Here is a 24,719-nt window from a genome sequence, read left to right on the forward strand (position 1 = left end):
AGAACGAACGCGCCGAACACCAGACCGCCGCCGGCGGCGATGCTCACGCAGATGAGCAGGATCGGAATGACGGTCGGGGCCGACCACTGCCCGCGGTGCACGACCCGCTGGAATCTGGATCCCATTGCACGTCCTCAGTCGGTCGGCAGCGTCCGGCCGGAGCCCGATCGGTCCACATCTATGATCGGCCGCAGGGTCGGGTCACTCTAGCTGCCAACGGCGTGACCTGCTCGCAGACGTCACCGCGTACGCCGTTGCCGCTGCTCACCCATCCGATGACCCTGCCTGCCCTGGCTCGCGAGCACGCAACGATCCCCGGCTGACGCGGGGGCGTCGACCGGGGATCGTTGCGTCCGAACCGTCAGGCCGGGAGCGTCCAGCGCTGGTTGGCGCCGGCGAAGCAGTCCCAGATCTGCAGCCGGGTGCCGTCGGCGGAGCTGTTGTCGCTGGCGTCCAGGCACTTGTTCGACTGCGGGTTGCGCAGCGTGCCGTTGGACTGCGACTGCCAGACCTGCGCGCCGCTGCCGTTGCAGTCCCAGAGCTGGATCTTCGCGCCGTTGGCGGTCGAGCCGTTGGTGATGTCGGCGCACTTGCCGAGGGCGCGCAGCGTGCTGTCGCTGGCGACGGTCCAGGTCTGCGCGTTGGTGCCGTTGCAGCCCCACAGCTGGATGGGGGTGCCGTTGGCGGTGCTTGCCGAGGCCACGTCGACGCACTTGCCGCCGATGCCGGTGATCCGCCCGGTGCGGCCGGTCGGCGGCGGGGTGGTGCCACCCATGATCGTGTCGTACATCGCGCTGACCAGCGAGGTCGAACCGGTGGTGTCCTGCGACAACTCCCAGTTCATCACGCCGCCGGCGTTGGCGAGTGCCCACTGCGTCTTGCGCTTGACCGTCGGGATGCCGTTGTAGCACTGCTGGGCGCCACCGGCCGTGGTGCAGTCCCGGTTGGCGTTGGCCGGGTCCAGCGCGACCAGTGCCGAGTAGGTGAAGTAGCCGGGGCGGCTGTAGAACGGGATGCCGAGCACGGCCTTGCTGGCCGGTAGGCCCCGGGCCTTCCACAGGTTGATGCTGTTGATCGACCAGTCGTAGTTGGCGTGCGGGCTGCCGCCGTCGTACGCCATGATGTTGAGCCAGTCGACCTGGTTGAACACGGCCGTCTGCACGCCGTCGACGGAGTAGCCCTCGGAGACCACGGCGGCGGTGAGCAGCTTGCCGCGACTGTGCATCGCGCTGCCGAGCTGCGTCATGAGCGCCGTGTAGTTGTTGGCCGAGGCGCCCGGGTCGGGGTATTCCCAGTCCATGTCGACGCCGTCCAGGTTGTACTGGTTGACGAAGTTGACCAGGTTGTTGACGAAGGTGGTCCGGCTGCCGGAGTTGGCGGCCAGGGCCTCGAAGGCCGAGTCGTTGCCGTCGTTCCAGCCGCCGACGGCGATTGACACCTTGACGTTGTTGGCGTGCGCGAGGGAGACCAGCGAGGAGAGCTTGCTCGGGTTCTCGACCGCACGCAGGCTGCCGTCGTTGTTGGGCAGCACGAACGCGTAGTTGATGTGGGTGAGCTTGTTGTACTGGATGGTGTTGACGTTGCCGGCCCAGGAGGGCATGTAGCCGACGCTCTTGAAGTTGTTCGGCAGCACCACGGCCTGCGCGGCGGTGGGGGTGGTGGCGAGGGTGGCGCCGGCGGTGGCCAGCGCGAGGAGGCCGGCGGTGAGGGCGCGGCGCAGTGGTGAGGACATCGGGGGCCTTCCCGTGGGCGGGGGACGACGCCCGCCCGCGCAGGGTTGTCGCGGGCGGGAGGTGCGGGGGGACGCAGGGACGGGTGGCCTCGAGGCAGCCAAATCTTAAAGAGTGTTAACTGTGCGCGTCAATCAACGTCGATGGATTTTCCGACGATCGGTGTCGATATGGGGTTTGCCCAAACGACCGTTAAGCTGACGGGGTGGGAATCGACGAGCTGTATCCGCCGGATCGGCTGATCGCCGCGCAGCGCGCCACCGCCGCCGCCGGCCTGGACGCCCTGCTGCTCACCCCGGGCTCCGACCTGCGTTACCTGACCGGCTACGACGCCCACGCGGGGGAGCGGCTGACCTGCCTGGTGCTGCCCGCCGAGGGCGAGCCGACCCTGATCGTGCCCCGGCTGGAACGCCCGGCGGCGGAGGCGTCCCCCGCGCCCGCCACCGGGGTCCGCATCGTCGACCACGTCGACGGCACCGACCCGTACCCCCTGGTGGTCGCCGCCCTCGACGGCCCGCCGGCGGCGGTGGGGCTGGCCGACCGGATGTGGGCCGAGCAGGTCCTCGCGCTGCGCGCCGCGCTTCCCGGCGCAACGCAGCGGCTGGCCGGGGAGGTGCTGCGTGAGCTGCGGATCCGCAAGTCCCCTGCGGAGGTGGCGGCGCTGGCCGAGGCCGGCGTGGCCATCGACGAGGTGCACCTGCGGATGGGCGAGTGGCTGCGCCCCGGCCGCACCGAGGCCGAGGTCGCGACGGACATCGCCGCGGCGATCCGGGCCGCCGGGCACGTCAGCGTCGACTTCGTCATCGTGGCGGCTGGCCCGAACGGGGCCAGCCCGCACCACGGCACCTCGGACCGGCCGATCGGCGTCGGAGAGCCGGTGGTGGTCGACATCGGCGGCACGATGCCCTCGGGCTACCGCTCGGACTGCACCCGCACCTACCTGGTGGGCGGGCCCGGGCCGGCCGACTTTCTGGACTACTACACGGTGCTGCGCGACGCCCAGCGCGCGGCGGTCGCGGCGGTGCGGCCCGGGGTCACCGGCGCGGCGGCCGACGCCGCGGCGCGGGAGCCGATCGCCGCCGCCGGCTACGGCCCCGCGTTCCTGCACCGCACCGGGCACGGCATCGGTCTCGACGGTCACGAGGAGCCCTACCTGGTGGCCGGCAACGACCAGCCCCTGGAGGCCGGCATGGCGTTCTCCATCGAACCGGGGATCTACCTGGCGGGCCGACACGGCGCCCGTATCGAGGACATCGTCGTCTGCACAACGGACGGCGTGCAACGGCTCAACACCACCCCCACGGAGCTCATCGCGCTATGACTGTCGACCGGATTCTCCCCACCGACGAGGCCCACGACCTGCTGGGTCTCGCCACCGAGCTCGCCGACCGCGAGCTCGCGCCGAAGGCCGCCGCCTTCGAGGAGCGCGCCGAGTTCCCCCGCGAGGTGCTGCGAACCCTCGGCCGGGCGGGCCTGCTCGGGCTGCCCTACCCCGAGGAGTACGGCGGCGCGGCCCAGCCGTACGAGGTGTACCTGCAGGTGCTGGAGATCCTGGCCAGCCGGTGGCTCGCGGTCGCCGAGGCGGTCAGCGTGCACACCCTGTCCTGCTACCCGGTGGCGGCGTTCGGCAGCGACGAGCAGCGCAAGCTGTTGCCGGACATGCTCGGTGGCGAGTTGCTGGGCGCGTACTGCCTCTCCGAGCCGCAGGGCGGCTCCGACGCGGCGTCGCTGAGCACCCGGGCGGTCCGGGACGGGGACGCGTACCTGGTCTCCGGCACCAAGGCGTGGATCACCCACGCGCGGACCGCCGACTTCTTCAACGTCTTCTGCCGCACCGGCGGCCCCGGCCCGAAGGGGATCTCCTGCCTGCTCGCCGACGCGGGCACCCCCGGCATCGCCCCGCAGGCGGCCGAGCGGACGATGGGTCTGCGCTCCTCCCCGGTGGCGCAGATCGCCTTCGACGAGGCACGCGTGCCGGCCGACCGGTTGATCGGCGGCGAGGGCGTGGGCTTCACCATCGCCATGTCCGCGCTGGACTCCGGCCGGTTGGGCATCGCGGCGTGCGCGGTCGGGCTGGCCCAGGCGGCCTTGGACTACGCGGTCTCCTACGCCCGGGAGCGGCAGCAGTTCGGTCGGTCCATCATCGATTTCCAGGGCCTCGGCTTCCTCCTGGCCGACGCGGCCACCCAGATCTCCGCCGCCCGTGCGCTGACCCTCGCGGCGGCCCGGTTGCGGGACGCGGGTCGCCCGTACGCGATCGAGGCGGCCAAGGCGAAGCTCTTCGCCACCGACATGGCGATGCGGGTGACCACCGACGCGGTGCAGGTGCTCGGCGGCGCGGGCTACGTGGCCGATCACCCGGTGGAGCGGTACATGCGTGAGGCCAAGGTGTTGCAGATCGTGGAGGGCACCAACCAGATCCAGCGTCTGGTGATCTCCCGGGCGCTCGCCCAGGGCTGAGGACGGCGCGTGGTGGTGGGCTGCGGTGGTTCGCCGTGGCCCACCGCCCGCGTGGCCGCGTCGGGCGCTGCGTCGCAGTCGGGCGGTTTTCCCGGTAGGTTGCACGCCGTGGAGGAGATCGACCGCGCTATCGTCGCCGCGCTGACCGCCGACGGCCGTCTGTCGTACACCGACCTGGCCGAGAAGGTGGGCCTGTCGGTGTCCGCGGTGCACCAGCGGGTGCGCCGGCTGGAGCAGCGCGGGGTGATCAAGGGGTACGCCGCCCGGGTCTCGTTCGAGGCGCTGGACCTGCCGCTGACCGCGTTCGTGGCGATCCGCCCGTTCGACCCGTCGCAGCCGGACGACGCGCCGGAGCGGCTGTCCCACCTGCCCGAGATCGACTCCTGCTACTCGGTGGCGGGGGAGGACTTCTACATGCTGCTGGTGCGGGTGGCGAGTCCGGCCGACCTGGAGCGGGTGTTGCAGGAGATCCGCACCTCGGCGAACGTCACGACCCGCACCACTGTGGTGCTGTCCACCCCGTACGAGAACCGGCCGCCGAAGATCAGTGCCGCGGTGCCGAGTCGGTCGCGGTCCCGGGCGCCGGAGGAGCCGGCTGGTTCCACCGCAGGATGACCTGTCGGCCGTGCTCGTGACCGAGTGCGCTGACCGTGGCGGTCTCCAGGCGGAGCCGTCCGCCGGCGGACGGGGGCAGGCCGATCCAGCGGGCGCCGAGCACCCGCAGACTGTGTGCGTGACCGACGAGCGCGACGGTGCCGCGGTCGAGCAGCGGGGTGACGCGGGCCAGCACCCGGTCGAGCCGTTCGCCCACCTGCGCGGGTGACTCGCCGCCGGGGCAGCCGTCGGTCCAGATGTTCCAGTGCGGCTGGTCGGCGTGGATGTCGACGGTGGTGCGGCCCTCGTACTCGCCGTAGTTCCACTCGCTGAGGTCCTCGTCGACGGCGTCGACGGTGAGGCCGGCCAGCTGCGCGGTGCGCAGCGCCCGGGAGCGGGGGCTGGCCAGCACTGTCACGAAGCGCCGGCCGGCCAGGAACGCGGCGAGGGTGCGCGCCTGTCGCTCGCCGTCGGGGGTCAGCTCCAGGTCGGTGTACGAGGTGTGCCGCAGGCTGGCGCTCCACGTGGTTTCGCCGTGCCGGATCAGCAGGAGCTCTCCCATGCGGCCAGTTAACCACCGTGGCCGGTGCCGGCATGCGGCCCTCCCTCAACCTATCTTCCTAGGATGCCTTACCGGGTGTGCCGACCGGCACCGCCGGTTTCGGCACCGGGAGAGCGGGCAAGCGTGCGGGGACAATCGCCAGACCGAGGAGGCGCGATGAGCTTCACCGAGAAGGCAAAGAACAAGGTCGAGCAGATGGCGGGCGCCGCGCGGGAGCGCATGGGCGACATGACCGACAACGAGCGGATGCGTGGCGAGGGCGCCAGCCAGCAGAGCGACGCGCGCGCCAAGCAGGCCGGTCAGAACGTCAAGGACGCCGGTCGCAACGTGAAGGACTCCTTCAACAAGTGACCTGAGCGGTTCACGGGTCCCCGGGCGCATCGTCGCCCGGGGACCCGCTGTGTGCGGCGGCTAGTCTCGCCGGGTGACAGTGCTCCGTTCGCTGGTGTTGTTCGCGTTGGCCGCGCTGGCCGAGATCGGTGGCGCCTGGCTGATCTGGCAGGGCTGGCGGGAGCATCGTGGCCTGTGGTGGATCGCCGCCGGGGTGGTCGCGCTGGGCTGTTACGGGTTCGTGGCGACGTTCCAGCCGGATGCGAACTTCGGCCGGATCCTGGCCGCGTACGGTGGGGTGTTCGTGGCCGGTTCGTTGGCTTGGGCGATGGTGGTGGACGGCTTCCGCCCGGACCGGTGGGACCTGACCGGCGCGGCGTTCTGCCTGCTCGGCGTCGCGGTCATCATGTACGCGCCGCGCGGGGGTTCCGCCTGACCCGCGCAGTGGCTGCGGGCGGTCGGTGACCTCACGGGCGGGGCGGTGTTTCCCTGGCAAGCGATATACCTCAGAGTCATATTTATGCCTCTGAGGTATATCGCTAACCGGAACGGCACCGCTGGGGCGGGCCTGGACACGCGCCCACGAGCCCTCACGACAGCACGCGCGGGACAGTGAAACGCATTCGCGTCTGCGATGATCTCCGGCGTGATCCGCGCTGGGCTTCGCCCGTTTCTTGGCGTACTGGTTGTGGCGGCCATCCTCGGCAGTGCCGGGTGCGAAGCGTCCCGGGTGCCGCCCTCGGACCAGCCGGTCTTCGTCGGCTCGTCCGACTCGTCGAGCCCATCCACGCCTTCCGTCGCGCCGTCCGTCGGTGTGCCGTCGCCGCCGGCGGTTGCCTCGGTGCCGGGCACGACGCCGACTGGGACCAGGGCGCCGGTGGTGGACCACGGGCCGCGGACCGGTAACAAGGTCGCGTTGACCTTCGACGCGGACATGACCGACGGGATGCTGGCCAGCCTGCGTGCCGGTCGGGTGAAGTCGTACGCCAACCTGCGCATCCTCGACCTGCTGGAGCGCGACGAGGTCCCGGCCACGTTCTTCCTGACTGGCAAGTGGGTGCAGCGGTACCCGGACGTCACCCGGCGGATCGCCGACAATCCGCGATTCGAGTTGGCCAACCACACCTACGGGCACGCGGCGTTCACCGGCGACTGCTACGACCTGCCCTCGCAACCGGTGAACGAGTTGCGCGGCGACGTGGCGAAGACCTTCGAGGTGATCAAGCCGTACGGGGGTCGGCAGACCCGGTACTTCCGCTTTCCGGGGCTCTGCCACGACGCTGCGACGCTGGACGCTCTGGCACCGCTGGGCGTGACGGTCGTCGACGGGGATGTGGTCAGCGGTGATCCCTTCGCGACCGCGTGGAAGCCGCTGGTGCGGGCGGTGCTGGACCACGTTCGCCCGGGGTCTGTGGTGATCATGCATGTGACCGAGGCGAACGCCGCGATGACCGATGAGGCGTTGCCGCACATCCTGGCCGGGTTGCGTGAGCGAGGGCTGGTGCCGGCGCCGTTGTCAGAGGTGCTGGTCGGCGCCTGAGACGGCACGGTCCGCGTCGGTTCCGACGGCGCGCGTCCGGTGGGGTGTCACGGTTGGGGTCCCACCGGACATGGAGTGAATGTGAGCTCCGGGATGGAACAGGACGAGGACCGCTTCCGACGGGTGTACGCCGACGATTTCGAGTCGCTGCTGGCGTACGCATTGCGGCGTGTCGCACATCCGGAAGACGCGGCCGACGTGGTCGCGGAGACCTTCCTGGTGGCATGGCGTCGCCGGCAGGACATTCCGATCGCCGGTGCGACCCGGCTGTGGCTGTACGGGGTCGCCCGGCGTGTGCTGGCCAATCATCACCGTGGTGGCGTTCGCCGGCAGCGCCTCGGTGAGCGGTTACGCCAGCAGATTGCCGCGTCGGTGGCCGATCCGGGAAGCGAGGTACCGGAGCGCCTTGCCGTTCGGGCGGCGTTGGCGGGTCTGGCCGAGGTGGACCGGGAGGTGCTGATGCTCACCGTGTGGGAGGGGCTGCAACCGCATGAAGTCGCCTCAGTGCTGGGGGTCTCTGCTGCGGCGGTCCGGACGCGGCTGGCGCGGGCGCGGACGAGGTTGCGGGGGTTGGTAGGTGACGATCCGGGGCCGCCCGGACATGTACTCGACGTGCTGACCACATCCACCCGCAAGGAGGACTGATGACCACAGAGGAGCGTGTCGACCAGCTGGTTCGGGATTCCGACCCGGGTGGGCTCGGGATGATGGGGGACCTCGGCGGGGTGAAGCAGACCCTCCTGGAGGACATCATGTCCGAGTCGTTGGTCCGGCGTAGCGTCGGGATGCCGTCGCGGCGGTTGTGGGTGCGTCGCTTCGCGGGCGTCATGACGGCGGCGGCCGCCGTGCTCCTGAGCATCGTGCCGGCGTCCATGGTGTTGCGGGGGCAGGGCGAGGACGACGGGGTCTCTCCGATCGTCAGCGCGGGTGCGGGAGCCGGGGCCGTCTTTTCCCCGTTGGCGATGGAGGCGGCGGAGAGGAGCCCGCGGTTGCTGATCGATCAGGCCGGTTGGACGGTCGTGGCCCTGGCCGAGTTCTCCGAGAACTATGGCGTGGTCAGGTTTCGCCGGGGTGGGCGGGAACTGGAGATGAACTGGTATGCGGCGTACGTGTACACAGACCGGTATGCCGGTCAGCGCGATGCGGGGCCGGGGAAGTCGGTGCGGGTGGACGATTGGCCGGCTGATGCGTTCCAGAGCCTCAGCGGTGATTTCACTGTGCTGTTGCGGCCCCGCGACAACCTGGTCGTGGAGATGAAGACCTCCGAAAACTGGTCGCGCAAGGACCTGGACCGGGTTCTCGCGGACATCGTTCGGGTGGACGCGCGGACCTGGTTGGCCGTTCTTCCGGCGGAGATGGTCATGCCGGTGCGGGAGCGGGCGGCGAAGGTGCTCGCCGACGTGCCGCTGCCGCCGGGGTTCGATATGGCTGCGCTGGAGGAGATCGGGGTGAGCGACCCGTACCATTTCAACGTGGGGGTGACGTCCCGGGTGGGGTGCGGGTGGATCGCTGAGTGGCAGCGGGCGAGGTCGAGTGGGGACGAGGCCGGGGTGCGGCGGGCCGCCGACGCGTTGCGGAGCAGTCATGGGTGGCGGGTGCTGCGGGACATGGACAAGGCCGGCGACTGGCCGGAGGTGTTCTGGGAGTACGCCGACGAGATCGCGGCCGGGACGTTGCGGGCCAGCTATTCGCAGGGTCTGGGCTGCGCCTGACCACGGAGTGCGCGACACCCCCGGGGTGGTCTCCCCGGGGGTGTCGTCGTCGGTGGGTCAGTCGTCGCGGTGGTCGTTCCACCACTGCTGGCCGTCGGCGGGCAGGGTGTCGATCGGGTCGTAGTAGGCGTAGCGCTTGTTGAGCGCCTCCAGGTCGGCGGACTCGATGGAGGTGCGGTAGTTCTTCGTCCAGTAGGAGATGCCGCGTTCGCGGTCGTAGTCGGTGAGCATGTGCACCCAGCGCTTGCCGACGAAGGGGACGTCGCAGACGATCCGGGGGGTGGCGTAGCCGGGGAGGTAGCCCATGATGTCGTGCTGGAGCTGCTGGGCGTGCCAGACGGGGACCCGCCAGTGTTCGGCGTTGGGGATCATGTCGCACATGTAGAAGTAGTACGGCAGGATCCCGGCTTCGCCCTGGAGCGCGAAGCAGAGGTCGAGCAGCTCGGGGGTGGTGGCGTTGACGCCGCGCATGAGCACGCCCTGGTTGCGGACGTCGCGGACGCCGACGTCGAGGGCGGTCTGGGCGGCCTTGGCGACCAGTGGGGTGAGCGACTGGGCGTGGTTGACGTGGGTGTGGATGGCGAGGTTGACGCCTCGGCGGGCGGCGGTGCGGGCGACGCGTTCGAGGCCCTGGACGACGTCGGGCTGGAGCCAGTGCTGGGGGAGGCCCATGAGGGCCTTGGTGGCGAGCCGGATGTCGCGGACCGTCTCCAGTTCCAGCAGTCGCATGAGGTAGGACTCGAGGTTGCGCCAGGGGACGTTGGCGACGTCTCCGCCGGAGACGACGACGTCGCGGACGCCGGGGTGGGCCTTGAGGTATGCGATGTGGGCGTCGTAGCGGTCGACGGGTTTGAGGGTGAGCTTGAGTTTGTCGACGGCGGGGGTGGAGTTGCCGACGAGGTCCATCCGGGTGCAGTGCCCGCAGTACTGGGGGCAGGTGGAGAGCAGCTCGGCGAGGACCTTGGTGGGGTAGCGGTGGGTGAGGCCTTCGGCGACCCACATGTCGTGCTCGTGCAGGCTGTCGCGGCTGGCGTAGGGGTGTGACGGCCAGTCGGTGCGGCGGTCGGAGGCGACCGGGATCATGTAGCGGCGGATGGGGTCGGCGAGCAGCGCCTCGGTGGTGAGGGGCGCGAACGGCACCATCGTGTTGATCATTTGTGGTGGCACCAGCATCGACATGGTGGCCAGGGCCAACTGGTCGGCCTCGAGGTCGGTGTAGAAGGTGTCGTCGATGAGGTCGCCGAAGACGGCGCGGAGCTGCTTGATGTTCTTGACGCAGTTGACGCGCTGCCACTGGGCGGATTCCCACTGGTCGCGGGTGACGTGGCGCCAGCCGGGGAACCGGGTCCAGTCGGGTTCGACCAGGGGGCGGCGGTGGTATTCGTATGGCTGCCCGGCGGTCGGTACGGCGACCGGGGCGTGACGGGGTTGAGGGATGGTCTCAACCGGTTGGGTCTGGGTCACGGCCCCTCCTCGGTGTTGCGGCTGATCATCGAAGCCCGAAGGCTACTGGAAAATATTCGGTACAGAAACTAGTCTGCCGTAAGTTTTCCCGTTACGCGAGCCTTGACCGGGGCTTCGAGCGGCTGGGCAAGGGGAGGTCGGCGTGACGTCACCGGTGGGACTGCACCGCGTCGTGCAACCGGCGGGGGTGCTGCCGCAGGCGGCCTGGCGCTTGGACGCGTCGGCGGCGATCGCGCCGAACGAGGTGCGGATCCGGGTGCAGCGGCTGAACCTGGACGCGGCGAGCTTCCGGCAGTTGTCGGAGAAGCACGGCGGCAACGGCGACGCGGTCCGCGCCGAGGTGCTGGAGATCATCTCCACCCGGGGGAAGATGCAGAACCCGGTGACCGGTTCCGGCGGAATGTTGATCGGCACGGTCGAGGAGGCCGGTCGGCGTTCCCCGCTCGGGCTGAAGGTGGGGGAGCGGGTCGCGACGTTGGTGTCGTTGACGCTGACCCCGCTGGTGGTGACCGACGGGCTGGCGCGGTGGGACGGGCGCAGCGAGCAGGTGCCCTGTGACGGGTGGGCGATCCTGTTCGCCCGTTCCATCGCCGCGGTGCTGCCCGACGACGAGGACCCGCAGTTGTCCCTGGCGGTGCTGGACGTGTGCGGGGCGCCCGCGCTGACCGCGCGGGTGGTGTCGCGCTACGTGGAGGACCGTCGTCGCGTCGGTGACCCGACGCCGGTGCGCGTCGCGGTGATCGGCGGGGCGGGCAAGAGCGGGTCGCTGTCCCTCGCCGCGGCGCGGCGGGTGGGCGCTGCGCGTACCGTCGGGGTGGTGCCGGTGGCGGCCGAGCGCGACGCGCTGACGGCCGCCGGCCTGGCCTCGGTGGTGGCGTTGGCCGACGCGCGGGACCCGGTGGGGTTGTCGACGGCGGTGACGACCGCCCTGGGGGCGCCGGCGGACGTCACAGTGGTGTGCGTGGACGTGCCGGGGTGTGAGCACGGCGCGGTGCTGGCCACCGCGGACGGCGGCACGGTGATCTTCTTCTCGATGGCGACGAGTTTCTCCGCAGCGGCGTTGGGCGCGGAGGGGCTGGCGGCGGACGTGACGATGCTGGTGGGCAACGGGTACGTGCCGGGGCACGCGGAGCTGGCGTTGGGGCTGTTGCGGGCCGAGCCGGGGGTGCGTCAGCTGTTCACGGCGCGGGTCGCGGCAGACTGAGGTCATGACGAACCCCTCGACGTTGTACCGCGGCGGCGTGCTGCACTGCCCCGCCGACCCGAGCGCCACCGCGCTGCTGGTGTCCGGTGGGCGGATTGCCTGGTTGGGGACCGACGGTGACGCGCCGCCGGCCGACCGGGTGGTGGACCTGGATGGGGCGTTGGTGACGCCGGCGTTCGTCGACGCGCACGTGCACGCCACCGACACGGGGTTGGCGTTGTCGGGGCTGGAGTTGTCCGGGGTGCGCTCGGCGGCGCAGTTGCTCGACGCGGTGGCCGGGTTCGCGGCGGGCCTGCCGGCGGACGCGGTGCTGCTGGGCCACGGCTGGGACGAGTCGGGTTGGTCGGATGCGACGTTGCCGGACGCGGCGGCGTTGGATCGGGCGGCCGGGGGTCGGCGGGTGTACCTGTCGCAGGCGTCGATCCACTCGGCGTTGGTGTCGTCGGCGTTGCTGGCGGCGTGCCCCGAGGCGGCCGACGCGGCGGGGTACGACGCGTCGGGGTGGTTGCGGCGCGACGCGCACCACGTGGTGCGGGCGGCGGCGCAGGCGTCGGTGAGCCGGGCGCAGCGGGTCGCCGCGCAGCGGGTCGCCCTCGCGCACGCGGCGTCGTTGGGGATCGCGGCGGTGCACGAGTGCGGCGGTCCGGACATCTCCGACGAGGAGGACTTCACCGGGCTGCTGGGCATCTCCGGTGCGGGGTTGCCGGAGGTGTACGGGTACTGGGGTGAGCTGGGTGGCGCCGCCCGTGCCCGGGAGTTGGGTGCGGTGGGCGCCGGAGGTGACCTGTTCGCCGACGGGGCGTTGGGTTCGCGTACGGCGCACGTGTCGCAGCCGTACGGCGACGGTGACGACTGCGGGCACGGGTACCTGACGGCCGAGCAGGTGCGTGATCACTTGCTGGACTGCGCGGCGCACGGCCTGCAGGGCGGTTTCCACGCGATCGGTGACGCGGCGATCGGCACCGTCCTGGACGGTTTCGCGGCGGCGGCGGAGTCGCTGGGTGTGGAGCGCCTGCGGGCGGCCCGGCACCGCATCGAGCACGCGGAGATCATGAACAAGCGGTTGATCGCGCGGTTCGTGGAGTACGGGGTCGTGGCGAGCATGCAGCCGGCGTTCGACCGGCTGTGGGGTGGCGCGGGCCGGATGTACGAGGCGCGGCTGGGGTTGGACCGGTCGTTGGAGTCCAACCCGATGGGTGCGATGCACTCGGTGGGTGTGGCGATGGCGTTCGGGTCGGACTCGCCGGTGACGCCGCTGGACCCGTGGGGTTCGGTGCGGGCGGCGGTGTCACACCACAACCCGGCGCAGCGGATGAGTGTGCGGTCGGCGTTCGCCGCGCACACCCGTGGTGGGTGGCGGGCGGTGCACCTGGACGTCGAGGGGGTCCTCGCGTTGGGTGCGCCGGCGACGTTCACGGTGTGGTCGACGCCCGCGGGGGTGGAGCGGGGCCTGCCGGTGCTGCTCGCCGAGGACCCGGAGGAGCGGGGTCCGGACGACCCGACGCCGTTGCCGGTGTGCCGGCGGCTGGTGCTGCGCGGTGAGGTCATCTATGAGGAAGGGTCATCATGACCGGGAAGCTTGATCTTGATCCGGTGCTGGTGGCGCGGGCGCGGGAGTTGGCGCGCCGGGCCGGGCAGCCGGTGGTGGACCTTGCCCGCAGCCACACCACGGTGTCGGTGGAGCGGGCGGTGCTGCGGCTGGCCGGGGTGAGCGGCGCCGACCCGGACGGCATTCCGTGGGTGAACCGGCTCGTCGACGCCGTCGTCGCGGACGTCGGGTTGGGTCACGGGGTGGCGGTGCCGGTGTTCGACGCCCTGGCCCGCGAGGGCATCACCGATGTGACGTTGCTGGCGCAGAAGGCCGCGGCCGGGTCGGTGCGCTTCGCGCTGCCCACCGGGCGGGCCGCGACGACGGCACGGTCGGCGGCGCGCAGGTCCGTCGGGGCGGGTATCCGGCGCATCGACCGGCGACGCGCCGAGCGGGACCGCCTCATCAAGCGGCACGGGGACCCGAAGCAGCGGCCGTGGATCTACCTGATCGTGGCGACCGGCGACATCTACGAGGACATCCCGCAGGCCCAGGCTGCCGCCCGGGCGGGCGCGGACGTGATCGCGGTGATCCGCTCCACCGGGCAGTCGCTGCTGGACTACGTGCCCGAGGGCGCGACCCGGGAGGGTTTCGCCGGCACGTACGCCACGCAGGAGAACTTCCGGCTGATGCGCGCGGCGTTGGACGAGTCGTCGAAGGAGTTGGGCCGCTACGTGCGGTTGACCAACTACGCGTCCGGGTTGTGCATGCCGGAGATGGCGACCCTGGCGGGCCTGGAACGGCTCGACATGATGCTCAACGACTCGATGTACGGGATCCTGTTCCGCGACATCAACCCGGTGCGCACGTTCGTCGACCAGCGGTTCTCCCGGCAGGTGCACGCCCGCGCCGGGATCATCATCAACACCGGTGAGGACAACTACCTGACCACCGCGGACGCCGTTGACGAGGCGCACACGGTGACGGTGTCGCAGCTGCTCAACGAGTTCTTCGCGCACGAGGCGGGGTTGGCGGACTGGCAGTTGGGGCTGGGCCACGCGTTCGAGATCAACCCGGAGGTCCCGGAGTCGTTCCGCCTGGAGTTGGCGCACGCCCTGCTGGCCCGGGAGTTGTTCCCCGAGGCGCCGCTGAAGTGGATGCCGCCGACGAAGCACATGACCGGTGACGTGTTCCGGGGCAACCTGCTCGACGGGTTCTTCAACCTGGCGGGCGCGCTGACCGGTCAGGGCATCCTGCTGGTGGGGATGATGACCGAGGCGGTGGTGACGCCGTGGTTGTCCGACCGGGACATCGCGTTGCAGAACGTGCGGTACGTGTTGGGCGCGGCCGGTGGGCTGCACGAGGATTTCGTGCCGGCGCCCGGCGGGTTCATCCGCCGCCGCGCCAACCAGGTCCTCGGTGAGGCCCTGGACCTGCTGGAGCGCATCGGGGAGCAGACGCTGCTCACGGCCATCGCCGAGGGCACCTTCGGGATCATGAAGCGGCCCGCGGACCGGGGCAAGGGCCTCGCCGGGGTCGCCGCGCACGAGGCGGACTACTGCAACCCGGCCACCGACATCCTGGAAGGGGACGCGGCATGAGCGCCGCCGACGCCGCGAAGAAGATCGTGCGGCCGTACGGGGACACCACCGGCGACGGGATGGTGCAGGTGTCGTTCACCCTGCCGGTGAGCCACGACAAGCGGGCCGAGGGCGCGGCGGTGCAGTTGGCCAACCGGATGGGCATCGACCCGGCGATGGTCGTGCACGCCAAACCGATGGGCGACGAGTTCACGTTCTTCGTGGTCTACGGGCGGGTCAACCACCTGGTCGACCTCAACGCGGTGCAGGTCGTGGAACGCGACTTCGCGCTGCTGTCGGCGAAGGACGTCAACACGGTGATCAAGCAACGGTTGCGGCGCAAGCTGTCCGTGGTCGGGGCGTGCATCGGCACCGACGCGCACACCGTGGGCATCGACGCGATCCTCAACGTCAAGGGCATCGCGGGGGAGAAGGGCCTGGAGTACTACCGGGAGTTGAAGGTCACCAACATGGGCGCGCAGGTCAGCGTGCCGGAGCTGGTGGAGACCGCCCGGGCGGAGAAGGCCGACGCGGTCCTCGTGTCGCAGGTGGTCACCCAACGCGACGCGCACCTGCACAACACCCGGGAGATGTCCGCCGCGTTCCGGGAGGCGATGCCCGCCGGGCGGCGGCCGCTGCTGATCGTCGGCGGCCCCCGCTTCGACGAGACGATGACCGACGAGTTGGGCGTGGACCGCATCTTCGGTCGCGGCACCACTCCCGGCGAGGTGGCCAGCTACCTCGTGCACGCCCTGATCACGCAACGGAAGGCGATGGCATGACCGACGCAAGGCTCGGGTTGACCGTGACGCACCGGCGGTACGTGCCGTACTCGCACGCCCACTACGCCGGCAACCTCGTCGACGGGGCGTACGCCCTCGCGCTGTTCGGCGACGTCGCCACGGAGGTGTGCATCCGCACCGACGGCGACGAGGGTCTGTTCGCCGGGTACACCGACGTGCGTTTCACCGCTCCCATCCGCGCCGGTGACGTGGTCGAGGTGACCGCCCAGGTGTCGCGGGTGGGCACCCGCAGCCGCACCCTGGAGCTGTCCTGCGCGGTGGTGTGCCGGGGCCGCCCGGAGCGCTCCGAGTCCGCCGCCGAGGTCCTCGACCCGCCGATCGTGGCGGTCACCGCGACCGGCACCGTGGTCGTTCCCGCCGCCTCGTGACCCTGGCGGTCTGCGCGGACGTCGGGTCCACGTACACCAAGGTGGCCGTGGTGGACCTGGCCGCCGGTGTGCTGGTGGGAGCGGCGGCGGCGCCGACCACCGTGGGCACCGACGTGTTGCACGGCCTGGACGCCGCGGTCGCGGCGGCCACCGACGGGCTCGGGGTCCGCGACGTGCCGTGGTACGTCTGCTCGTCGGCCGGTGGTGGGTTGCGGCTGGCCGTGATCGGCTACGAGCCGCTGGTCACCGCGCAGGCGGGCCGGCGGGTCGGGTTGTCCGCCGGTGCGCACGTGGTGCACGTGGCCGCCGGTCGGCTGGGCGCGGCGGACCTGGCGGCATTGCGGGCGGCCCGACCGGACGTGGTGCTGCTGGTCGGTGGCACCGACGGCGGTGACGCCGAGACGATCACCCACAACGCGACCCGCCTGGCCCGTGCCCGGTGGCGGGTGCCAGTGGTGTACGCGGGCAACGCCGACGTCCGCGCGGAGCTGACCGGGCTGCTGGAGGCCGCCGGGGTGCCCGTGACGGGCGCGGAGAACGTCCTGCCGCGCATCGGGGTCCTCGCCCCGGCGTCGGCGCGGGCGGCGATCCGCGCGGTGTTCCTGCGCCACGTCATCGGGGGCAAACGACTGTCGAGGGGCACCCGGTTCGCGCGGCTGGTACGCGCGGCCACCCCCGACGCGGTCCTCACCGGTGTGGAGGTGCTCGCCGACACCATCGGCGGTGACCTCGCCGTCGTCGACGTGGGTGGGGCCACCACCGACGTGTACTCGGTGCTCACCCCCGACGAGCGGGCCACCGGCCCGGCACGGGAGGTCGCTGGCAGCCTCTGGCGGGCCCGCACCGTGGAGGGAGACCTGGGCATGCGGTGGAGCGCCCCCGGGGTGCTGCGCGCCGCCGTCGAGGAGCGGCTGCTCACCCCGGACGAGTCCGAGGAGCTGACGGACGCGGCGGCACGCCGGGCGGCCGACCCGGCGTTCCTCGCCGTCGACGACGTCGAGCGGTCCGTGGACCGGCGGATCGCCACCCTCGCGGCGACCGTGGCGTTGCGGCGGCACGCGCGGGGCGCCGCCACCGGCGAGCGGGCCGGGCGGGACCTGCGCGACGTGCGGTTGATGGTGGGTTCCGGTGGGGTGCTGCGGCACGCGCCGGCGCAGGCGTCCGCGCAGGTGCTGGCGGCCGTCCTGGCCGACCACGCCGGCGGGTGGGCGTTGCCGCGGGCCGCCTCCGCCGTGGTCGACGCCGACTACGTGCTGGCCGCCGGAGGGCTGCTCGCCGAGGAACACCGGGCCGCGGCGGGGGCGCTGCTGCGTCACCATCTGCGGACGCATTGAGACTCGCCGACCCGACACGCCGTGGCGCAACACACGACAGGCCGGGGGTGGGTTGACAAGCGACGGGGGTCGGCACGTACCGTCTTTGAGTCCTACCACGGGAAGCGGCTGTTGTTCGCTTCGTCCCTTCGTCCGCTGGCCGAGCGACATTTTTGAGCGTCATCGTCGCGGCGGCCAGGTCCAGCGGGCGGGGGTCGGCGGGGCGGCGCGAACCGGCCGCGGTTACCGGTGTACGGGCAGGGTGAGGTGCACGGCCAGTAGACAACGGCCCGGCGGGGGCAGCCAGTCCGCGTCCGGTCGGTCCGAAGGTCGTCGTACCCCATCCTCGCCACACCGGCCGGGAAGGGCCTGGGAGCATCGGGGCGCGGCGTGAGCCGCGCCCCGATTTCATGTCCGTCGGGCGGTTCGTGCCCGGCGGCCCGATGCGGCTGCTCCGGCCGCCGGCCAGGTAGCCTTCGCCCCGTGATCGAGGTGAAGCGGTGACGATTCTGGACCGGGACGAAACCCACAGCCCGGCGGCGCCGAGTCAGCCGGTCGTGACCGGTCGGCCGCTGCCGCTGCGGTTCGCCGTGCCCCTGGCCGTGGCCGCCGGCCTGGCCCTGCTGGTGGCGTTCCCCCCGTACGGGGTGTGGCCGCTGGCCCCGGTCGGGGTGGCGTTGCTGGCCGCCGCCGTGCACCGGCGGCGGTTGCGCGCAGGCGCCGGCCTGGGCTTCCTCACCGGCGTGGCGCTCTTCGCCCCACTGCTGGCCTGGACGAACCTGCACACCGGTTCACTGCCGTGGGTGCTGCTGTCGCTGCTGCAGGCCGGCTACCTGGCGCTGCTGGGCGCGGCCACCGCCTGGGTGTCGCCGCTGGCCGACCGCGTCCGCTGGACGTGGCCGGTGCTGACCGGGCTGCTGTGGGTGGGGCAGGAGGCGCTGCGGGACCGCACCCCGTTCGGGGGGTTCCCGTGGGGGCGCTTGGCGTTCAGCCAGGACACCTCACCGCTGCTGCGCCTGGCCGCCTTGGGCGGCGCGCCGCTGGTGACCTTCGCGGTGGCGCTCGTCGGCGGGTTGCTGGTCACCGCCGCCTGGCGTGGCTGGGCCGCCGCCCGCACATCGCCCGCTGAGGGCTCCCAGGACGCCGACGGCGCGCAGGGGGTCACCTCGGCACGTCGGTGGGCGCCCGTGGCCGTACCGGCCGCCGTGGCGGTCGCGCTGACCGCCGGGGGCCTGCTGGTGCCGGTCGCCACCGCCGGGTCGGGCGCCACCACCACCGTGGCCATCGTGCAGGGCAACGTGCCGCGCCTGGGTCTGGACTTCAACGCCCAACGGCAGGCGGTGCTCAACAACCACGTCGACGCCACCATCGAGCTGGCCGGTCGGGTCGCCGCCGGGCAGGAGCGGCAACCCGACCTGGTGGTGTGGCCGGAGAACTCCAGCGACATCGACCCGCTGCGCAACCCCACCGCCGGTGCGCGGATCTCCCAGGCCGCCGACACCATCGGCGCGCCGATCCTCGTCGGGGCGGTGCTGCTGGGCCCCGGCGTCGGGCAGGTCCGCAACGCGGGCATCCTGTGGCGCCCCGGCACCGGCGCGGACCTGGACCAGCTGTACACCAAGCGGCACCCCGTGCCGTTCGCCGAGTACGTGCCGCTGCGCGACGTGGCCCGGATGGTCAGCAAGCAGGTCGACCTGATCCGCAGCGACTTCGTGCCCGGAAGCACCCCGGGCGTGGTACGCGCCGGCCCGGCCGTGCTCGGTGACGTGATCTGCTTCGAGGTCGCCTACGACGAGGTGGTCCGCGACACCGTCACCGGTGGCGCGCAGCTGCTGGTGGTGCAGACCAACAACGCCACGTTCGACGTGGCTGAGGCCCGCCAGCAGATGGCCATGGTGCGGCTGAGGGCGGTGGAACACGGCCGGCCGGCGTTGATGGCCTCCACGGTCGGCGTGTCCGGGTTCGTCGCACCCGACGGGCGGGTAAGCGATGCCACCGGGTTCAACACCCGGGAGGTCGTGGTGCGGCAGGTGCGGCTCGACGACGGTCGTACCCTCGCCACCCGCCTCGGCTGGTGGCCGGAGGTGGCGCTCGCCGCGTTGGCCGCGGCGGCCCTCATCGGCGCGGCGGTGCTGCGCCGCCGGCAGCGGGTCATGTCCGGATAGCAACAGCCGGTACGCCGGCGGGAGCGGAGGAACCGTGATCCAGGCGACCGATACGATCCGACGCCCGGACGAGGTGCCCGGTGTGGGCCGGGTGCTGGTGGTGATCCCCACCTACAACGAGGCCGACAACATCGCCGCGATCGTGGGCCGGGTCCGACGCGCCGCCCCGGCGGTGCAAATCCTCATCGCCGACGACAACAGCCCCGACGGCACCGGCGCGATCGCCGACGCCCTCGCCGACGGCGACGCGCACGTGCAGGTGCTGCACCGCCACGGCAAGCAGGGCCTCGGCGCGGCGTACCTGGCCGGGTTCGGTTGGGCGCGGGAGCGCGGCTACCAGGCGGTCGTGGAGATGGACGCCGACGGCTCGCACGCCCCGGAGGACCTGCCGGCGCTGCTGGACGCCGCCCGCGACGCCGACGTGGTGATCGGGTCGCGGTGGACCAGCGGCGCGCGGGTGCTCAACTGGCCGCTGCGGCGGCTGCTGCTGTCGCGCTGCGGCAACCTGTACGCGCGCCTCGCGCTGGGCATGCCCGTCTCGGACGCCACCGGCGGCTACCGGGTGTACCGGATCAGCGCGTTGGACGCCATCGACCTGGAGTCGGTGACCTCCCAGGGCTACTCGTTCCAGGTGGAGCTGTCCCGGCTGGCGCACCAGGCCGGGGTGCGGATCGTGGAGGTGCCGATCACCTTCGCCGAACGGGAACACGGCGACAGCAAGATGAGCCCGAAGATCGTGGCCGAGGCGCTGTGGCGGATCACCGCCTGGGGCGTGCGCGACCGCCGCCAGGCGGTACGCCGAGGTCTGCACGGCACCGCCACCGGTCAGGCGCGGTGGCCGTGAGCGCGGCCGTGTCATGCTGGATGAGCGGGACACGTCCGTGGTGCCCGCGGGAATGGCGATGAGGTGAGATGCGCCGAGGACTGAGGTTCGTGCCGTTGGCCCTGTTGCTGGCGGTGGTGCTGGAGCTGGCGGTGTTCGTCGGTGTGGGGCGGGCGCTGGGGTTCGGCGTGGCCGTGCTGCTGGTGTTCGCCGCGTCCCTGCTGGGGCTGGTGCTGCTGCGCCGCGAGGGAATGCGCGCCTGGCGTGGCTTCCGCTCCGCCGCGGCGGCCGGACAGCCACCGGGTGGGCAGGTGACCGACGGGCTCGTCGGGTTGGCCGGCGCGTTGCTGCTGGCGGTGCCCGGCCTGGTCAGCGGCCTGGTCGGGTTGCTGCTGCTGGTGCCGCCGGTGCGTCGACTGGCCCGCGCCGGGGTGCGCCGTGCCACCGAGCGGCGGGTGTCGTCGATGGTCGCCGGTGACCTGTTCGGCCCGCGTACGGTGCGGGTGCGTCAGGGTGCGCCGCAACCGACCCCGCAACCGACCCCGCAACCGACCCCGCAGCCGGAGCAACCGGTCGTGGTCGACGGCGGGCGGGCCATCGAGGGAGAGATCGTCGAGCCCGGTCGCCACTGAGACCACCTGTGCAGACACGACGGCGCCCCCGGGACAACCCGGGGGCGCCGTCGTTGTTCGTCGTGCGGCTCAGGCGCGGCCGCGGCGGGTCCGAACCTCCTGCAGGCGCTCCTCGAGGATGTCCTCCAGCTCGGCGATCGAACGCCGCTCCAGAAGCATGTCCCAGTGGGTACGCGGGGGCTTGGCCTTCTTCTGCTCCGGCTCGTTGCCGTCGACGAGTCGGGCGACGCTGCCGTCGAACTTGCACTCCCAGGTCATCGGGACCTCGGCGTCGACGGCGAACGGCACCTCGAACTGGTGGCCCTTGGCGCACAGGTACTCGCGGGTCTGACGCGGCGCGAGCTCCGTGTTGCGGTCGGATTCGTAGCTCACCGCGCCAAGGCGGCTTCCGCGCAGCATACGCTCGCCCATGATCGACTTCCCCTCGTTCGTGGTGCTGGTCTTCTGGGTGTAACGGTGTGTGCCCGTCGAGCCATTCCCGCCCGAGGGCGTGAGGCGTCCACGTGTGGGCCGGGACCAAGGGTAGCCGGCCCGGACGATCACCCGGTGAGGTGATCACCAGGCGGGTCGCAACGGGCTGTGTGTCCGCTGCCACCGGGGATGTTAACCGCCGAAGCGTAGCGAAGGTTGCGCGACGATCATCGGGTGGCGTCGTCCGGAGTGGCAGCGCCGAGGCGCGCCAGCGCCAACGCCAGGTCGCTGACCTGGTCGCCGAGCTGCGCCACCCGCCGCTGGGCCAGGTCCCGGTCGGTCTCGGCGGCGTCGAGTCGTACCGTCAGGGCGGTGAGGCGGCCCTCGGCGGTCGCCGCGGCCTGCCGGGCCGCGGTCAGCTCGGCGGTCAGCGTGTCCCGCTGGGAGGCGGTGGCGGCCAGCTCCGCGCGCAATCGCGCCGCTAGTTCCGCGGCCTCCTGCCGGGCGTCGTCGGCCTGCGCGGCCGCGACCTGCGCGCGGTCGCGGGCCCGGTCGGCCTGCTCCCGGGCGCGGGCGGCGTCGGCGGCCTCGGCGCGGGTCCGCGCGGCGTCGGCGCGGGCCTGCTCGATCTGGCGCCGCACGTCCTGCACCTCGGCCTGCCACCGCCCGGCCCGCTCGGTGGCCTCGGCGGCGGCCCGGGTGGCCCGCTCGGCGTCGGCGCGCACCGCGTCGCGTTCCACGCTCAGGTCGGCCACCCGCTGCCGCTCGGCGTCGCGCTGCGCCCGCAGGTCGCGCACCTCGGCGCGGGCCTGGTCCCGGTCGCGTTCAGCCTGGGCGCGCAACGCCTCGGCGGCGCTGACGTCGTGGCGCGCCTGATCGCGGGCGGCCTCGGCGCGCTGTGCCCGCTCGTCGGCGGCCGTGGCCTGCCGGTGCGCCTGCTCGGCGCGCTGGCGGGCGTCGTCGGCCTCGGCGAGAGCCGCCCGGGCCTGCTCGCGGGCGCGCGCCGCGTCGGCCGCCGCGTTCTCGGCGTCGTCGCGGGCCTCGTCGCGTTCGGTCTGCGCCGCCGCGACCTCGGTGGCGGCCTCCGCGCGAACCTGGGCGACCTGCCGCTGCACACCCACCGGGGACAACTCGGCGTGCAGCGACTCGGTCAACGTCTCGACGATCTGATCGAGGCGGTCCACCGCCTCCCAGGTGCGGGCCACCTGCCCGGGCAGGCCGGGGGCGTTGCGGTGCCGCATCCGGCTGTTGCGCGAGGCGCGCTGGCAGGCCCCGTCGTTGTCCCGGCAGTAGCGAAACGGCCGGCCCGCGCCGACACGCTGCGGCACCGGCGCTCCACAGTGGGCGCACGGGCGGGTTTCGGTGGTGGTGGGCTGGGCGTCCATCGAGGGCGAAGTCTAGTGCTGGTCGTTCACGTCGTCGTCCGGGCGGTCGCGTCCAGGGTGTAGCGGCGTTGCAGCAGCAGGGCCGCGAGCATCGCCACCGCCGGCAGCAACCCGAAGCCGTAGCGGACCGCCGCGAGCGCCGCGTCCGGCTGCACCGGCGACTCACCGGCCGTGGAGGCCACGAAACCACCAACGGCCAGGCACAGGGCATAGGCGTACGGGCCGAGGGCGGCACCGGTGGCCTCGGTGGCCGTCCACACCCCGGTGTAGGTGCCGGCACCGGTGGCGGTCCCGTCCTTGGTGGTGGCGGCGCGGATCACGTCGGGCAGCATCGAGAACGGCAGCAGCTGCATGCCGGCGAACGCCACCCCGAGCACCGCCACCGCGCCGATCAGCACCGGCAGCCCGGCCGGTCGACCCACCGCCAGCACCAGCGACCCGACGGCGAACGCGCCCTGCGCGCCGAGCAGCGCCCGCTGCTTGCCGACGCGGCGGGCCACCACCAGCCACACCGGGGTGACCAGCAGCGCCGGCGCGACGAACGCGGCCACCAGGACCGTGGTCAGGCCCGGGGCCCGCAGCTCGTACTCGGCGTAGTAGGGAACGCCGGCGAGCACCAGGTGGGTGGTGGTGGACATCGCCAGGTACGCGGCGACGAGCCAACGGAACTGCCGGTCGCGCAGCGCGATGCGCAACGCCGACCACCCGCCGTGCCCGGCCGGGGTCGGATCCACCGCCGAGCCGCGCAACCGGGCGATGCCGACGACACCGACCAGCATGGCCACCAGCATCCCGACGGCGAGGACCACTCCCATCCGCTGGTAGCCGTCGCGGGTCGCGGCGTCGCCGCCGGTGAGCAGCGGGGCCAGCAGGCCGGAGACCAGGATGCCCAGGGTCAGCACGACCATCCGGAACGCCATCAGCCGGGTGCGTTCGTGGTAGCCGATCCGCAGGTCGGCCGGGGTGGCCAGGTAGGGGACCTGGTATGCGGCGAAGAGCAGATTGCCGGCGATGAAGAACACCGCCACCCACGCGGCCGCCGGCGCGCCGGTCAGGCCGCCGGGCACCGCGAAGAGCGCCGCGAACGCGAGCGGCAGCGCGCAGCCGACCAGCAGCAGGCGACGCCGGTCACCGCGTCGGGTCTGCTCGACGTCGGCGCGATGCCCCACCCACGGGTGCAGCAGCACGTCGGCGATCTTCGGCAGCAGCAGCGCGAGACCGGCCAGCCACGGCCCGACGGCCAGCACGTCGGTGAGGAAGTAGAGCAGCAGCAGGCCGGGCACTGTCACCCAGACACCCATGCCGAGCGACCCGGCCGCGAAGCCCGCCAGGGGGCCGCGGGGCAGTGCCGCGTCGGTGGCGGCCACGGGCCGCCGGTCGAGCCCGGTCATCGCCGCATCCTCTCCGCAATCCAACAGTTGCTGGATTCTAGGGGCAGAATGGCGGCCATGACCATGCCCCGACGCCGTCCGGGTCGCCCGCGACGCGACGAGACCCGGCCGACCCGCGAGGTGGTGCTCACCGCCGCGACAGCGCTGTTCGCCGAGCGCGGCTTCGACGCCGTCGGGCTGCGGGAGGTCGCCGCAGCCGCCGGGGTCGACGTCGCCACGGTCGCGCACCACACGGGTACGAAGGCAGCGCTCTACGACGCCTGCTTCGCCCGGGTCTTCGCCGCCGAGCGGGAGGTGCTGACCGAGGCCGCCGAGCAGGCCCGCGCCGCCCTCGATGGTGGGCCGGACGCGGCGCGGCGGGCGCTGCACCAGTTGGTCGACGTCTTCGTCGACTTCCTGGAGGACCGCCCCGAGACCACCGCGCTGTGGCTGCGTCGCTGGTTGGAACCGCAGCGGCACGCCGAGCTCGACCAGCGCTACGCCGAACCGTTGTACCGGCTGGTGGCGGAGCTGCTCGCCGCCGCCGCGGCGGCCGGCGCGCTGGCCGAACCCACCCCGCACATCACCGTCCGGAGCCTGGTGTGGGCGACGCACGGGCACGTGGTGGCGCTGGCCGCAGGTGCGCCGGGCGCTCGGGAGCGGCGCGAGTTCCGGGCGTTCGTGCATCGTCTGCTCGACGGGCTCTACGGGCCGTCGACGACTTGACGGGCCGCCGCCCGCCGAC

The 24,719-nt window shown here is 72.4% G+C and carries 24 protein-coding genes; 18 read left to right on the top strand and 6 right to left on the bottom strand.

All coding sequences use genetic code 11. The features are described 5' to 3' along the window. Positions 1 to 361: 361 nt before the first annotated feature. Positions 362 to 1,732, bottom strand: a complete 1,371-nt coding sequence (locus KBX34_RS16070; RefSeq protein WP_210925637.1) for a glycosyl hydrolase family 18 protein — start codon at positions 1,730 to 1,732, stop codon at positions 362 to 364. 203 nt (positions 1,733 to 1,935) lie between these two features. Here KBX34_RS16070 and KBX34_RS16075 point away from each other — a divergent pair, with 203 nt between their 5' ends. From KBX34_RS16075 to KBX34_RS16085, 3 genes are all read left to right on the top strand, one after another. Then, the gene (locus tag KBX34_RS16075; RefSeq protein ID WP_210925638.1) at positions 1,936 to 3,051 is read left to right on the top strand and encodes a Xaa-Pro peptidase family protein; all 1,116 of its coding nucleotides are present in this window, start codon (positions 1,936 to 1,938) and stop codon (positions 3,049 to 3,051) included. After that, the gene (locus KBX34_RS16080; RefSeq protein ID WP_210925639.1) at positions 3,048 to 4,190 is read left to right on the top strand and encodes an acyl-CoA dehydrogenase family protein; all 1,143 of its coding nucleotides are present in this window, start codon (positions 3,048 to 3,050) and stop codon (positions 4,188 to 4,190) included. Before KBX34_RS16075 ends, KBX34_RS16080 begins: the two co-directional genes overlap by 4 nt. Before the next feature lie 108 nt (positions 4,191 to 4,298). Further along, entirely contained in the window at positions 4,299 to 4,805 is a 507-nt protein-coding gene (locus KBX34_RS16085) for an Lrp/AsnC family transcriptional regulator (RefSeq protein WP_099853440.1), read from the top strand. On the opposite strand, the gene KBX34_RS16090 is transcribed toward KBX34_RS16085, so the two are convergent. Continuing rightward, on the bottom strand, positions 4,735 to 5,346 hold the full coding sequence (locus KBX34_RS16090) for a histidine phosphatase family protein (RefSeq protein WP_141909370.1): 612 nt from the start codon (positions 5,344 to 5,346) through the stop codon (positions 4,735 to 4,737). The two genes, KBX34_RS16085 and KBX34_RS16090, sit on opposite strands and share 71 nt — an antisense overlap. A 156-nt stretch (positions 5,347 to 5,502) precedes the next feature. Between KBX34_RS16090 and KBX34_RS16095 the strand changes: the two genes are divergently transcribed. The 5 genes from KBX34_RS16095 to KBX34_RS16115 all read left to right on the top strand — a co-directional run bounded on the left by KBX34_RS16095 (position 5,503) and on the right by KBX34_RS16115 (position 8,928). Further along, positions 5,503 to 5,697: a CsbD family protein gene (locus tag KBX34_RS16095; protein WP_088948150.1), complete on the top strand. Its 195-nt coding sequence runs from the start codon at positions 5,503 to 5,505 to the stop codon at positions 5,695 to 5,697. Between the two features lie 73 nt (positions 5,698 to 5,770). Further along, the gene (locus KBX34_RS16100) at positions 5,771 to 6,112 is read left to right on the top strand and encodes a YnfA family protein (RefSeq protein WP_088948151.1); all 342 of its coding nucleotides are present in this window, start codon (positions 5,771 to 5,773) and stop codon (positions 6,110 to 6,112) included. Between the two features lie 210 nt (positions 6,113 to 6,322). Continuing rightward, the gene (locus tag KBX34_RS16105; RefSeq protein WP_307871412.1) at positions 6,323 to 7,216 is read left to right on the top strand and encodes a polysaccharide deacetylase family protein; all 894 of its coding nucleotides are present in this window, start codon (positions 6,323 to 6,325) and stop codon (positions 7,214 to 7,216) included. Positions 7,217 to 7,297: 81 nt separating this feature from the next. Beyond that, a complete protein-coding gene (locus KBX34_RS16110) occupies positions 7,298 to 7,861 on the top strand; it encodes an RNA polymerase sigma factor (RefSeq protein WP_307871413.1) in 564 nt (187 codons plus the stop codon). Next, positions 7,861 to 8,928 (top strand): hypothetical protein, encoded by a 1,068-nt coding sequence (locus tag KBX34_RS16115; RefSeq protein ID WP_210925640.1) that lies wholly within the window; start codon positions 7,861 to 7,863, stop codon positions 8,926 to 8,928. The genes KBX34_RS16110 and KBX34_RS16115 overlap by 1 nt, the downstream gene beginning before the upstream one ends. Positions 8,929 to 8,985: 57 nt before the next feature. Here KBX34_RS16115 and KBX34_RS16120 read toward each other — a convergent pair whose 3' ends face one another. Next, positions 8,986 to 10,392 carry a KamA family radical SAM protein gene (locus tag KBX34_RS16120; RefSeq protein ID WP_088948155.1) on the bottom strand — a complete coding sequence of 469 codons (1,407 nt, stop codon included), beginning with the start codon at positions 10,390 to 10,392 and terminating at the stop codon, positions 8,986 to 8,988. Positions 10,393 to 10,546: 154 nt separating this feature from the next. On the opposite strand from KBX34_RS16120, the gene KBX34_RS16125 reads away from it, so the two are divergent. The 9 genes from KBX34_RS16125 to KBX34_RS16165 all read left to right on the top strand — a co-directional run bounded on the left by KBX34_RS16125 (position 10,547) and on the right by KBX34_RS16165 (position 20,808). Further along, positions 10,547 to 11,596, top strand: coding sequence for a zinc-binding alcohol dehydrogenase (locus KBX34_RS16125; RefSeq protein WP_179783380.1), 1,050 nt, complete (start codon positions 10,547 to 10,549; stop codon positions 11,594 to 11,596). 4 nt (positions 11,597 to 11,600) lie between these two features. After that, positions 11,601 to 13,166 (top strand): amidohydrolase, encoded by a 1,566-nt coding sequence (locus KBX34_RS16130; RefSeq protein WP_210925641.1) that lies wholly within the window; start codon positions 11,601 to 11,603, stop codon positions 13,164 to 13,166. Next, entirely contained in the window at positions 13,163 to 14,725 is a 1,563-nt protein-coding gene (locus KBX34_RS16135) for a lysine 5,6-aminomutase subunit alpha (RefSeq protein ID WP_088948158.1), read from the top strand. The genes KBX34_RS16130 and KBX34_RS16135 overlap by 4 nt, the downstream gene beginning before the upstream one ends. Beyond that, positions 14,722 to 15,486, top strand: a complete 765-nt coding sequence (locus KBX34_RS16140; protein WP_088948159.1) for an OAM dimerization domain-containing protein — start codon at positions 14,722 to 14,724, stop codon at positions 15,484 to 15,486. Before KBX34_RS16135 ends, KBX34_RS16140 begins: the two co-directional genes overlap by 4 nt. Beyond that, positions 15,483 to 15,875 carry a hotdog domain-containing protein gene (locus KBX34_RS16145; RefSeq protein ID WP_210793986.1) on the top strand — a complete coding sequence of 131 codons (393 nt, stop codon included), beginning with the start codon at positions 15,483 to 15,485 and terminating at the stop codon, positions 15,873 to 15,875. Before KBX34_RS16140 ends, KBX34_RS16145 begins: the two co-directional genes overlap by 4 nt. After that, entirely contained in the window at positions 15,872 to 17,209 is a 1,338-nt protein-coding gene (locus tag KBX34_RS16150) for a glutamate mutase L (RefSeq protein WP_210925643.1), read from the top strand. The genes KBX34_RS16145 and KBX34_RS16150 overlap by 4 nt, the downstream gene beginning before the upstream one ends. A 479-nt stretch (positions 17,210 to 17,688) precedes the next feature. After that, positions 17,689 to 19,353 (top strand): apolipoprotein N-acyltransferase, encoded by a 1,665-nt coding sequence (lnt, locus tag KBX34_RS16155; RefSeq protein WP_210925645.1) that lies wholly within the window; start codon positions 17,689 to 17,691, stop codon positions 19,351 to 19,353. Positions 19,354 to 19,387: 34 nt separating this feature from the next. After that, positions 19,388 to 20,197 (top strand): polyprenol monophosphomannose synthase, encoded by an 810-nt coding sequence (locus KBX34_RS16160; protein ID WP_088948163.1) that lies wholly within the window; start codon positions 19,388 to 19,390, stop codon positions 20,195 to 20,197. 68 nt (positions 20,198 to 20,265) lie between these two features. Beyond that, positions 20,266 to 20,808: an FxsA family protein gene (locus KBX34_RS16165; RefSeq protein WP_210925647.1), complete on the top strand. Its 543-nt coding sequence runs from the start codon at positions 20,266 to 20,268 to the stop codon at positions 20,806 to 20,808. Between the two features lie 69 nt (positions 20,809 to 20,877). On the opposite strand, the gene KBX34_RS16170 is transcribed toward KBX34_RS16165, so the two are convergent. From KBX34_RS16170 to KBX34_RS16180, 3 genes are all read right to left on the bottom strand, one after another. Then, the gene (locus KBX34_RS16170; protein ID WP_030489777.1) at positions 20,878 to 21,219 is read right to left on the bottom strand and encodes an RNA polymerase-binding protein RbpA; all 342 of its coding nucleotides are present in this window, start codon (positions 21,217 to 21,219) and stop codon (positions 20,878 to 20,880) included. Between the two features lie 227 nt (positions 21,220 to 21,446). Then, complete coding sequence (locus KBX34_RS16175; RefSeq protein ID WP_210925649.1) at positions 21,447 to 22,604, bottom strand: hypothetical protein; 1,158 nt, start codon at positions 22,602 to 22,604, stop codon at positions 21,447 to 21,449. Between the two features lie 26 nt (positions 22,605 to 22,630). Next, complete coding sequence (locus KBX34_RS16180) at positions 22,631 to 23,995, bottom strand: MFS transporter (RefSeq protein WP_210925651.1); 1,365 nt, start codon at positions 23,993 to 23,995, stop codon at positions 22,631 to 22,633. A gap of 57 nt (positions 23,996 to 24,052) precedes the next feature. Here KBX34_RS16180 and KBX34_RS16185 point away from each other — a divergent pair, with 57 nt between their 5' ends. Beyond that, entirely contained in the window at positions 24,053 to 24,700 is a 648-nt protein-coding gene (locus tag KBX34_RS16185) for a TetR/AcrR family transcriptional regulator (protein WP_247671870.1), read from the top strand. Positions 24,701 to 24,719: the final 19 nt, after the last annotated feature.

The sequence above is a fragment of the Micromonospora sp. M61 genome (genome assembly GCF_018070245.1).
GTDB lineage: Bacteria > Actinomycetota > Actinomycetes > Mycobacteriales > Micromonosporaceae > Micromonospora > Micromonospora zamorensis.